Source organism: Paraburkholderia sp. AV2 (assembly GCF_054968425.1).
The window spans coordinates 69,173-80,739 of the sequence record NZ_JBANLK010000002.1; the positions used below are offsets into that span (position 1 = coordinate 69,173).

Below are 11,567 nucleotides of genomic sequence, written 5' to 3' on the forward strand. Positions count from 1 at the left end.
TCGTGTCTGTGGCGTGCGCGCTACACTGTGTCTTTTACCCGTTTGCCTAATTCGCGATGAGCCACGCCGCCCCCATTTCGTCCAGCCACCCCACGCCGAACCGGCCCGACCTCGCCAGCGCCCGCGAGGCCGTGCGTGCGTTGCGCTCGTCGCAGATCCGCGAGGTGGCGAATGCGGGCTTTGGCGTGCCGGACGTGTTGCCGTTCTGGTTCGGCGAGTCCGACCGCGTGACGCCGCCTTTCATCCGCGAGGCCGCTGCCGAGGCGCTGGGTCGCGGCGATACGTTCTATACGCATAACCTCGGTATCGCGCCGCTGCGCGAGGCGCTCTCGCGCTACGTGAGCGGCTTGCACGGCGTGACGCCGGCGGAGAACATCGCGGTAACCAGCGCGGGGGTGAACGCGCTGATGCTCGCCGCGCAGCTCGTGACGGGAGCGGGCGAGCGCGCCGTGGCCGTGACGCCGCTGTGGCCCAATCTCGTCGAGATCCCGAAGATACTCGGCGCCTCGGTCGAGACCGTTTCGCTCGTTTACGGCGAGCGCGGCTGGGTGCTCGATCTCGACCGCCTGCTCGCCGCGCTCACGCCGGACACGAAGCTCCTGATGATCAACTCGCCGAACAATCCGACGGGCTGGGTGATGACGCGCGAAGAGCAGCGCGCCGTGCTCGATCATTGCCGCCGTCACGGCATCTGGATCGTCGCCGACGAAGTGTACGAACGTTTGTACTACGAAAGCGAGGGCGAGGCTGGCGGACGGACCGCTCCCTCGTTTCTCGATATCGCATCGCGCGACGAGCGTCTGATCTGCGTGAATTCTTTCTCCAAGGCCTGGCTCATGACGGGCTGGCGCCTCGGCTGGATGGTCGTGCCCCATGGGCTGATGGACGATCTCGGCAAACTGGTCGAATACAACACCTCGTGCGCGCCGTCGTTCGTCCAGCAAGCGGGTATCGCCGCGCTCGAGCACGGCGAGCCTTTCACGCGCGCTCTGGTCGCGGACCTGCGCGCGTCGCGCGATCATCTCGCGGCCGCGCTCGCGCGGCTGCCGGGCGTGGACGTGAAGATCCCGCATGGCGCGATGTACCTGTTTTTCCGGCTGGCCGGCGCGCAGCCGAGCCTCGATCTGTGCAAGGCGCTCGTACGCGACGCGGGTCTCGGGCTCGCGCCCGGCAGCGCCTTCGGCCCCGAAGGCGAAGGTTTCGTGCGCTGGTGCTATGCGTGCGATCCGGCGAGGCTCGACGAGGGCGTGGCGCGTCTCGCCGGCTATCTGGAGGCGCGGACGGCGCGTTGAACGCACGTAATGCACGGCGCATCGGCGGACGGTGAGCGATGGAAAGGCGTCTTTACGCACCCGCCGTTTTTGCGTAATATGGCGCTCAGTCTAGCGGTTCCCTGCGGGAACTTCGCTGCTCCGTCCGGCTGGGTCTGGCTCGATTGCCTGTATTGCGGCCCCCCGGTGCGTGCTCCCATCAATATGACCGATCAGAATCGGGCGAGCGCGTCTCCAGTTCCATATCGTCTTTCGTCTGTCTGATCCGGTTCCTTGAACCTGATTTACCTTACTTAAGGTCTGACCTGGCTGCATGAATACCCAAGAGGCGAAGATCGTCCTCGAGACTGCATTGATCTGCACGCAGGAGCCGCTGAAGGTCGGCGATCTGCGCAAGCTGTTCTCCGATGACATTTCGGCCGACACGGTCCGCCACCTGCTCGAAGACTTGAAACAGGAATGGTCGGGGCGCGGCGTGGAGCTGGTGGGCCTCGCGTCCGGCTGGCGCTTTCAGAGCAAGCCCGCCATGCGGACTTACCTCGACCGCCTGCATCCCGAAAAGCCGCCGCGCTATTCGCGCGCGGTGCTCGAAACGCTCGCGATCATCGCGTACCGGCAGCCGGTCACGCGTGGCGACATCGAGGAAATTCGCGGCGTGACGGTCAATACGCAGGTCGTCAAGCAGCTCGAGGACCGCAGCTGGATCGAGGTGATCGGGCATCGCGACGTGCCGGGCCGTCCGGCGCTTTATGCGACGACGCGGCAGTTTCTCGACGACCTCGGGCTGAAGTCGCTCGACGAGCTGCCGCCGCTCGACGACCCTTCGGCGCAGATGGGCGAGCAGTTGCTCGCGCAGCATGCCATCGAGTTTCCGGACAGCGAGGTGGCCCAACTGCTTGCTGCGCAAGCGGGAGACGAGGCCACGGAGCCGGTCCGCACGGACGCGGCCGAGGCCGTTGAAACCGAAACTGGCGCTATTGAACCGGCGGAACCGTTGGAATCGTTAGAGCCGGCGCTCGACGCAGGCGCGCCGGATGCGGCGGAGCATGAACCGCGCGAAGCGGTTCATGAGGCGCAGGAAACCGGGGAGGCCGCTGAACCGGGCGTATCCGGCGAGCAGGACGCGGCGCAAGCCGAAGAAACCGCCCAGGCCGCTGCCACCACGGTCGAACCCGAGGCCGATGAAGGCAACGAGTCAGACAGGACGGCAGCCGCCCAGGACGACGACGCACGCGACACCAACGTCGCAGGCGCCGAACCCCAACACGAACGACGCGAGGAAGCACCTCGCGCCGGGCAGAGCGAGCCCGCTCATCCAAAGGCGTATTGGCCGTATCCGGTCGCTGCGCCCGAAGGCGACGACTGAACCGGACACGACAGCCGCGACGCGGCACAGGACGACCCCGTCCCAACGGCGGGACTGACGTCGGAGCCGCTCGCCGCGGCGTCTGGCGTAACGAACACACTGACGCGCCTTGCAAGGGGGCGCGCAACCTGACATTTTGAGGTTGTTTTGACTGATATCCACGATACCGATTCGACCGACGCGTCCGAATCCTCGCGCCGCGCGGCATCCGCGCAGGCCGACGAACCGCGTTCCCGCGAAGCCGGCGACGTTCCCGAGGGCGCGCCCGGTAGCGGCGAAGGCGAGGACCGTCCGCGCCGCGGTTTGCGTCGCGGGCCGCGCAGCCTGATCGCGCGCCGCCGCGCGGGTGCGAAGGCCAAGGCCACCGACGAGCCGGGCGCCGCCGCCGAAGACACGCAGGACGGCGAGAACGCCGCGCCGGCACCGCGCCGGGAAGGTGCTCCGAAGAAGCCGGGCCGCCGCAAGGACGCGGGCGCGTCCGGCGCCCAGGGCGAAGCCGCGGCGGCGAAGCCCGCCGGCAAGCGCCAGAAGAACCCGAATCAAGGCCAGGGTCAGCAGGGGCAGGGTCATAAAGGCCAGCCGCGAGCGCAGCAGTCGACGGCCGCCGCCGGCGAGAGCGCGCAGGACGATCTGTTCCTGTACGTGACGTCGCCGGCTTTCGACGCCGACAACGGCGCGGCGGGCTCGGGCGTGCGCGCGCCGATGCTGCGTCGCGGCCGCGTGCAGCAAAAGCGCGTGTTGAGCCCCGACGACGACGCGCCGAAGCTGCACAAGGTGCTCGCCGACGCAGGCATGGGCTCGCGCCGCGATATGGAAGAGCTGATCATTGCGGGACGCGTTTCGGTGAACGGCGAGCCGGCGCACATCGGCCAGCGCATCCTGCCGACCGACCAGGTCCGCGTGAACGGCAAGCCGATCAAGCGCAAGCTGCCGAACAAGCCGCCGCGCGTGCTGCTCTATCACAAGCCGACCGGCGAGATCGTGAGCCATGCCGATCCGGAAGGCCGCGCCTCGGTGTTCGACCGTCTGCCGCCCATGAAGACGGCGAAATGGCTCGCGGTCGGCCGTCTCGACTTCAATACCGAGGGGCTGCTGATGCTGACTACCTCGGGCGATCTGACCAATCGTTTCATGCACCCGCGCTATAGCGTGGAGCGCGAGTACGCCGTGCGTGTGGTCGGGGAGCTGACGGAGGGGAATCGCCAGAAGCTGCTCAAGGGCATCGAGCTCGACGACGGCCCGGCGAACTTCCTGCGCATCCGCGACGGCGGTGGCGAGGGCACGAATCACTGGTATCACGTCGCGCTGGCCGAAGGCCGCAACCGCGAAGTGCGCCGCATGTTCGAGGCGGTCGGCCTGATGGTGAGCCGCCTGATCCGCACGCGCCACGGTCCGATCGCGCTGCCGAAGGGCCTCAAGCGCGGCCGCTGGGAGGAGCTCGACGACAATCAGGTTCGGAGCCTCATGGCCGCGGTCGGGCTCAAGGCGCCGGCCGAGGAGAAGGGCGGCCGTGGCGGCAACGCCCAGGAACGCCGTCAGCCGGACCCGATGCAGACCTCCATGGGCTTCATCAACCGCGAACCGGTGCTGAGCTCGCACGGCGCGATGGCCCAACCGCGCCAGGGGCGGCGCGGCGCTGCCGGTGGCTTCGGCGGCGGGGCGTCGGGCGGCACGGGTGGCTTCGGCGCGGGTTTTGGCGGCGCAGCGGGTGGCGGGCGCAACGGCAATCGTCCCGGTCCCGGCCGCGATGTCGACGGCAACCGGGCTCCGGGCGCCGGCAAGCGTGCGGGCGGGCAGGCCAGCGGCAATCGCCGCGGTCCGGGCGGCAACGGTAATGGCAATGGCAATCGCAGCGCCAATCCCAATGCCAGCGGCAACTGCGCTCCGGGCGGCAACAGCCGTGGCGGACAACGCGGCGCACCGCGCAACCGCACGCGCGGTCACTAAGCGCGGCAAGGCGGTTCGTCGGCATCCTCCTGCAAGGGGCTGACGAAGCTTTGCAAAAGCGTGCGCAAATCCCGCAAGCCCTTTCCGGACAGGCATTTAGCGCCGTCCGGTTTGCGTTGATGTCAAAAAAAGGCTACAATCTCGAAGTCGCTGGGCGTGCGGCTTTGATTTGCGCTCCAGGTCCGACCACCTGGCTATAAAAGAAGATGGGCGTTTCGCCCATTTTTTTTTGGTCCGGCCGCTTGAGGGTACAACGGTGAACGCAAGAGCAATGTAAAGGCGTGCGCAGTTGTAAAGGGAAGCGGCGGGCCATGCAGGGTGCGTCATCCGGGGAGCAGGCAATGTGCAAGAGCGCGCGCTCACCTGGCGCGCGGCCCGCGAACCGGAATGAAACCGGACGACCGAGCGGAATCTCGGGAAGTTGCTGGCCTGCTGCGCGAATATCTGGAGTAGGCATAGTGCAACTGACGGAACTGATTGAAACCACGGTCACCGGGCTCGGTTACGAGCTGGTCGATCTCGAGCGCACCGGGCGCGGCATGCTGACGATCTATATCGATCAGCCCGCGGGGATCGCGATCGAGGATTGCGAGAAGGTCACGCGTCAGCTGCAGCACGTTCTGACCGTCGAGAACATCGACTACGAGCGGCTCGAGGTTTCGTCGCCCGGTCTCGACCGTCCGCTGAAGAAGCTGGCGGACTTCGAACGCTTCGCAGGCAGCGAGGCGGTTATCACGTTGAAAAAGCCATTGGACGGACGGAAATCGTACCGGGGCATCGTGCATGCGCCCGAAGGCGAGACCATCGGTCTGGAATTCGAAGGGAAGGCAGGGCCCGCGATGCTGGATTTCACGCTCGCGGACATCGACAAGGCACGCCTTATCCCCAAAGTTGACTTTAGGAGCCGCAAACAATGAGTCGCGAAGTGTTGATGCTGGTGGACGCGCTGGCACGCGAGAAGAATGTCGACAAGGACGTGGTGTTTGCCGCCCTTGAAGCGGCGCTGGCGTCCGCCTCCAAGAAACTCTTCGACGAAGATGCGGACATCCGCGTGCAGATCGACCGCGAAAGCGGCGAGCACGAGACGTTCCGCCGCTGGCGCGTCGTGCCCGACGAAGCGGGCCTGCAGGAGCCGGATCAGGAGATCCTGCTGTTCGAAGCGCGCGAGCAGAAGCCCGACGCGCAGATCGACGACTTCATCGAGCAGCCGGTGCCTTCGGTCGAGTTCGGCCGCATCGGCGCGCAGGCCGCCAAGCAGGTGATCCTGCAGAAGGTGCGCGACGCCGAGCGCGAGCAGATCCTCAACGATTTCCTCGAGCGCGGCGAAAGCATCATGACCGGCACGGTCAAGCGCATGGACAAGGGCAACTTCATCGTCGAGTCGGGCCGTGTCGAAGCACTCCTGCGCCGCGACCAACTGATTCCGAAGGAAAACCTGCGCGTGGGCGACCGCGTGCGCGCCTGGATCGGCAAGGTCGACCGCACCGCGCGCGGCCCGCAGATCGAGCTCTCGCGCACGGCGCCCGAGTTCCTCATGAAGCTCTTCGAAATGGAAGTGCCGGAGATCGAGCAGGGCCTTCTCGAGATCAAGGCCGCTGCGCGCGATCCGGGCGTGCGCGCCAAGATCGGCGTCGTGGCCTACGACAAGCGCATCGATCCGATCGGCACCTGCGTCGGCATCCGCGGTTCGCGCGTGCAGGCCGTGCGCAACGAGCTCGGTGGCGAAAACGTAGACATCGTGCTATGGTCGGAAGACCCCGCCCAGTTCGTGATCGGCGCGCTCGCGCCGGCAGCCGTGCAGTCCATCGTCGTCGACGAGGAAAAGCACGCGATGGACGTTGTCGTCGACGAAGGCGAGCTTGCCGTCGCCATTGGCCGCAGCGGCCAGAACGTGCGTCTCGCCGGCGAACTCACCGGCTGGCAGATCAACATCATGACGCCGGACGAAAGTGCGCAGAAGCAGAATCAGGAGCGCACCGTGCTGCGCGACCTGTTCATGGCGCGTCTCGACGTTGACGAAGAAGTCGCCGACATCCTCATCGACGAAGGCTTCACGAGCCTCGAAGAGATCGCCTACGTGCCGCTCAACGAAATGCTCGAGATCGAGGCGTTCGACGAGGACACCGTGCACGAGCTGCGCAACCGCGCACGCGATGCGCTGCTCACCCAGGCCATCGCCAACGAAGAGAAGGTGGAAAACGCCGCGCTGGACTTGAAGAGCCTGGACGGCATCGACGCTGACCTGCTTGCGAAGCTGGCGCAGCACGAGATTCATACCCGCGACGAGCTTGCCGAGCTGGCCGTGGACGAGCTCACCGAAATGACGGGGATGGAAGAAGACACCGCGAAAGCGTTGATCATGAAGGCACGTGAACACTGGTTTCAGTAACCTGGCAACAGGTGCGAAGCCGGTGGCGAACGAGCAGGAACCGACCATGACCCACTGAACCTATCGCGGCCGGCACCGCCTTCGAGCGCGTGCCGGGGCCGCATGAACCGATGTCAACCGCAAGGAACCGCTCCTTGCATTAAGAGGAATGAATGGCGAGTAACAACGTAGCCCAATTTGCCGCGGAACTGAAGATGCCTGCAGGCGTGCTGCTGGAGCAACTCCAGGCGGCGGGCGTCACTAAAGCGAGCGAAGCCGACTCCTTGTCCGAAACGGACAAGGCGCGTCTGCTCGACCACTTGCGCAAGTCTCACGGCTCGACTGATGCAGACAAGCGCAAGATCACGCTGACGAAACGGCATACGTCGGAGATCAAGCAGTCCGATTCGACGGGTAAGGCTCGTACCATTCAGGTCGAGGTGCGCAAGAAGCGCACTTTCGTCCGCCGCGACGAGTCCGCCGATCAGGCGGAGACATCGAATCATGCAGCCGACGCAGCCGCTGCCGCCGAAGAGGCGGAGCTGCAGCGCCGCGAGGAAGAAGCGCGCCGCGAGGCCGAGTTGCTCGAGCGCCAGGCTCAGGAGCTGAAGGAGCGCCAGGAGCGGCTCGCGCGTGAAGAGGCCGAGCGCCGCGCACGCGAAGAGGCCGCCGAAGCCGACCGCCGCCGCGCCGAGGAAGAAGCCGCGAAGAAGAAGGTGGTGGCCGAAGCCGCTGCGCGCGAGCTGGCCGACCAGGCGGTTCAGGCGCAGCGCGCCGCTGCTGCCGAGGCACAGGTGAAGCAGCCCGACGAGCAGGAAGAACAACGCGCTGCCGCCGAGCGTGCAGCGCAGCGCGAAGCCGCCCAGAAGGCCGAGGTTGCCGCGCGCGAAGCTGCCGAGAAGGCTCAGAAGGAACAGGAAGAAATCGCTCGTCGCCGCGCGGCGGCGGAAGCCGAAGCGCGCGCGATTCGCGAGATGATGAACACGCCGCGCAAGGCGCAGGTGAAGGCACCCGAGCCGCCCAAGCCCGTGGAGCCGCCCAAGCCCGCCGAAGCGAAAGGTACGCTGCACAAGCCGGCCCGCCCCGAAGGCGCGCCGGCACGTCCGGCTGGGGGGGGCTCAGGTGGCGCGGGCGCTGCGGCGAAGCGTCCGGCCGCGGCGGCCGGTGCTCCGGCTGCGAACGCGAATGCGGGCGCACCGGGCGCCGCCGACCGCAACAAGAAGCCGGGCGCCGGCAAGGGCGGCTGGCAGGACGATGCCGCGAAGCGTCGCGGCATCAAAACGCGTGGCGATTCGTCCGGCGGCGTCGACCGCGGCTGGCGCGGCGGTCCGAAGGGCCGCGGCAAGCACCAGGACAGCGCATCGAGCTTCCAGGCGCCGACCGAGCCGATCGTGCGTGAAGTGCACGTGCCGGAAACTATCACGGTGGCCGATCTCGCGCACAAGATGTCCGTGAAGGCTTCGGAAGTCATCAAGGTGATGATGAAGATGGGCCAGATGGTCACCATCAACCAGATGCTCGACCAGGAAACGGCGATGATCATCGTCGAGGAACTCGGCCACCATGCGGTTGCCGCGAAGCTCGACGATCCGGAAGCGCTGCTGGTCGAAGGTCAGGAAGCCGCGACGGACGCCGAGCAACTGCCGCGTCCGCCGGTCGTCACCGTCATGGGTCACGTCGACCACGGCAAGACGTCGCTCCTCGACTACATCCGCCGCGCGAAGGTTGCGGCGGGCGAAGCGGGCGGCATTACGCAGCACATCGGCGCTTACCACGTCGAAACGCCGCGTGGCGTCATCACGTTCCTCGACACGCCGGGTCACGAGGCCTTCACGGCCATGCGTGCGCGCGGTGCGAAGGCGACCGACATCGTGATTCTCGTGGTCGCGGCCGACGACGGCGTGATGCCGCAGACGAAGGAAGCGATTGCCCACGCGAAGGCGGGCGGCGTGCCGCTCGTCGTGGCGATCAACAAGATCGACAAGCCGGACGCGAACCTCGAGCGCGTGAAGCAGGAGCTCGTTGCGGAAGGCGTGGTGCCGGAAGAGTACGGCGGCGATTCGCCGTTCGTGCCGGTTTCCGCGAAGACGGGTTCGGGTATCGACGACCTGCTCGAGAACGTGCTGCTCCAGGCTGAAGTGCTCGAACTGACGGCGCCGATCGTGGCCCCTGCGAAGGGTCTCGTGATCGAAGCGAAGCTCGACAAGGGTAAGGGTCCGGTCGCAACCGTCCTCGTGCAGTCGGGTACGCTGAACCGCGGCGACGTCGTGCTCGCGGGCAGCGCCTATGGCCGCGTGCGTGCGATGCTCGACGAGACGGGCAAGCCGACGAAGGAAGCGGGTCCGTCGATTCCGGTCGAAATCCAGGGTCTGTCGGAAGTGCCGGCGGCGGGCGAAGAAGTCATCGTGCTGCCCGACGAACGCAAGGCGCGCGAAATCGCGCTGTTCCGTCAAGGCAAGTTCCGCGACGTCAAGCTTGCGAAGCAGCAGGCCGCGAAGCTCGAAAACATGCTCGAGCAGATGGGCGAAGGCGAAGTGCAGAACCTGCCGCTCATCGTCAAGGCCGACGTGCAGGGCTCGCAGGAAGCGCTGGTTCACGCGCTCCTCAAGCTCTCGACCAGCGAAGTGCGCGTGCAGATCGTGCACGGCGCGGTGGGCGGCATCAGCGAAAACGACGTCAACCTCGCGACGGCATCGAAGGCGGTCATCATCGGCTTCAACACGCGCGCCGATGCGCAGGCGCGCAAGCTGGCCGAGGCCAACGGTGTGGATATCCGCTACTACAACATCATCTACGACGCCGTGGATGAGGTGAAGGCGGCGATGTCGGGCATGCTCGCGCCGGAAAAGCGCGAAGTCATCACCGGCATGGTCGAGGTGCGCCAGGTATTCAAGGTGCCGAAGGTTGGCGCGGTGGCCGGCTGTATGGTCACGGACGGTATCGTCAAGCGTTCTTCGTCGGTGCGCGTGCTGCGCAACAACGTGGTCATCCACACTGGCGAACTCGATTCGCTCAAGCGCTTCAAGGACGACGTCAAGGAAGTCAAGCAGGGCTTCGAGTGCGGTATGTCGATCAAGAACTTCAACGACATCGTCGAAGGCGATCAGTTCGAGGTGTTCGAGATCACCGAAGTCGCGCGTACCCTGTAACTTTCAGGCGCTACGCAGTGCGGGCGGGGCGGGCGCTGGCCAGCCCCGCCCGTTTGTTTTTGCAAGAGGGTGGATAAATCATGACCAAAAGACGTGCCTCTCCGAATCGCAACGTGCAGATCGCGGACCAGATCCAGCGCGATCTGTCCGAGCTCGTGTCGCGCGAGGTGAAGGACCCGCGCATCGGACTCGTGACGATCCAGAGCGTCGAGCTGACGCCGGATTACGCGCATGCCAAGGTGTACTTCACGACGCTCACGGGCGATCCGCAGGCAACCCAGGAAGCGCTCAACCACGCGGCGGGCCATCTGCACAATCTGCTTTTCAAGCGTCTGCACATCCATACCGTGCCGACGCTGCACTTCCATTACGACAAGACGGTCGAGCGTGCCGTCGAAATGTCGCGCCTCATCGACGAGGCCAATTCGACGCGCGCCAAGGACGAGTAAGCGCCCGCGCATGACTGCATCCTCCAATCCGGCGCAGCCCAAGGCGGCGGCGCCCAGGCTGCCGCGACGCCTGCTCGACGGCGTGCTGCTGCTCGACAAGCCGCTCGGTCTTTCCAGCAACGACGCGCTGATCCGCGCGAAACGTCTCTTTCGCGTGAAGAAGGCGGGCCATACCGGCACGCTCGATCCGCTCGCTTCGGGCCTGCTGCCGCTGTGCTTCGGCGAAGCCACCAAGTTCTCGCAGGACTTGCTCGACGCCGACAAGACCTACGAAGCGACGATGCGGCTCGGCATTCGGACGGCGACGGGCGACGCCGAGGGCGAAGCGATCGCCACACGCGAAGTGCGTTGCGACGAGGCGGCCGTGCGCGAGGCGATGGCACGCTTCGTCGGCGACATCGTGCAGGTGCCGCCCATGTACTCGGCGCTCAAACGCGACGGCAAGCCGCTCTACGAATATGCGCGCGCGGGCCAGGTGGTCGAGCGCGAGGGTCGCCAGGTGTCGATCCTTGCGCTCGAGATGGCGGCCTGTGCCTTGCCTGACGTGACGTTTCGCGTGACCTGCAGCAAAGGCACTTATGTGCGCACGCTCGCCGAGGATATCGGCGAGGCGCTGGGTTGCGGGGCCCATCTCGTGATGCTGCGGCGCACGGGTGTGGGCGCGCTGACGCTTGCGCGGGCCGTTACGCTCGAAACGCTTGCCACGGCCGACGAAGCCGCGCGCGACGCCTGGCTGCAGCCAGTCGATGCGCTGCTTTCCACTTTCCCTGCCGTGACGTTGTGCGCAGAGGCGTCGCGGCGCTTCACGCATGGCCAGCGTTTGCCGTTGCACGAGTTCGCGGGAGATCGCACCCAGTGGGAAAACGCGGCACGCGTGCGTGTGTACGGTGACGACGGCCGCCTGCTGGGCGTTGCGAAAGCGGCGAATGGGGTGCTTGCGCCGGAGCGCCTCGTCGTGAGTGGCGCCGCGGCTTAAGCCCGTACGGCCGCGGCACCGCCGCACTTTCCAGACTAATG

At 66.3% G+C, this 11,567-nt stretch carries 8 protein-coding genes; all 8 read left to right on the top strand.

Annotated elements, in window-relative coordinates:
* The first annotated feature begins 56 nt into the window (after positions 1-56).
* The 8 genes from V8683_RS02090 to truB all read left to right on the top strand — a co-directional run bounded on the left by V8683_RS02090 (position 57) and on the right by truB (position 11,526).
* On the top strand, positions 57-1,292 hold the full coding sequence (locus V8683_RS02090; RefSeq protein WP_411189181.1) for a pyridoxal phosphate-dependent aminotransferase: 1,236 nt from the start codon (positions 57-59) through the stop codon (positions 1,290-1,292).
* Between the two features lie 292 nt (positions 1,293-1,584).
* Positions 1,585-2,637, top strand: a complete 1,053-nt coding sequence (gene scpB / locus V8683_RS02095; protein WP_411189182.1) for an SMC-Scp complex subunit ScpB — start codon at positions 1,585-1,587, stop codon at positions 2,635-2,637.
* 147 nt (positions 2,638-2,784) lie between these two features.
* Entirely contained in the window at positions 2,785-4,584 is a 1,800-nt protein-coding gene (gene rluB / locus V8683_RS02100; protein WP_411189183.1) for a 23S rRNA pseudouridine(2605) synthase RluB, read from the top strand.
* Positions 4,585-5,042: 458 nt separating this feature from the next.
* On the top strand, positions 5,043-5,501 hold the full coding sequence (gene rimP, locus V8683_RS02105) for a ribosome maturation factor RimP (protein WP_411189184.1): 459 nt from the start codon (positions 5,043-5,045) through the stop codon (positions 5,499-5,501).
* Positions 5,498-6,973 carry a transcription termination factor NusA gene (gene nusA / locus V8683_RS02110; protein ID WP_411189185.1) on the top strand — a complete coding sequence of 492 codons (1,476 nt, stop codon included), beginning with the start codon at positions 5,498-5,500 and terminating at the stop codon, positions 6,971-6,973. Before rimP ends, nusA begins: the two co-directional genes overlap by 4 nt.
* A gap of 152 nt (positions 6,974-7,125) precedes the next feature.
* Positions 7,126-10,101: a translation initiation factor IF-2 gene (infB, locus tag V8683_RS02115; RefSeq protein WP_411189186.1), complete on the top strand. Its 2,976-nt coding sequence runs from the start codon at positions 7,126-7,128 to the stop codon at positions 10,099-10,101.
* 80 nt (positions 10,102-10,181) lie between these two features.
* Positions 10,182-10,550, top strand: a complete 369-nt coding sequence (rbfA, locus tag V8683_RS02120; RefSeq protein ID WP_411189187.1) for a 30S ribosome-binding factor RbfA — start codon at positions 10,182-10,184, stop codon at positions 10,548-10,550.
* Positions 10,551-10,560: 10 nt separating this feature from the next.
* Complete coding sequence (gene truB / locus V8683_RS02125) at positions 10,561-11,526, top strand: tRNA pseudouridine(55) synthase TruB (protein ID WP_411189188.1); 966 nt, start codon at positions 10,561-10,563, stop codon at positions 11,524-11,526.
* The last annotated feature ends 41 nt before the right edge of the window (positions 11,527-11,567 follow it).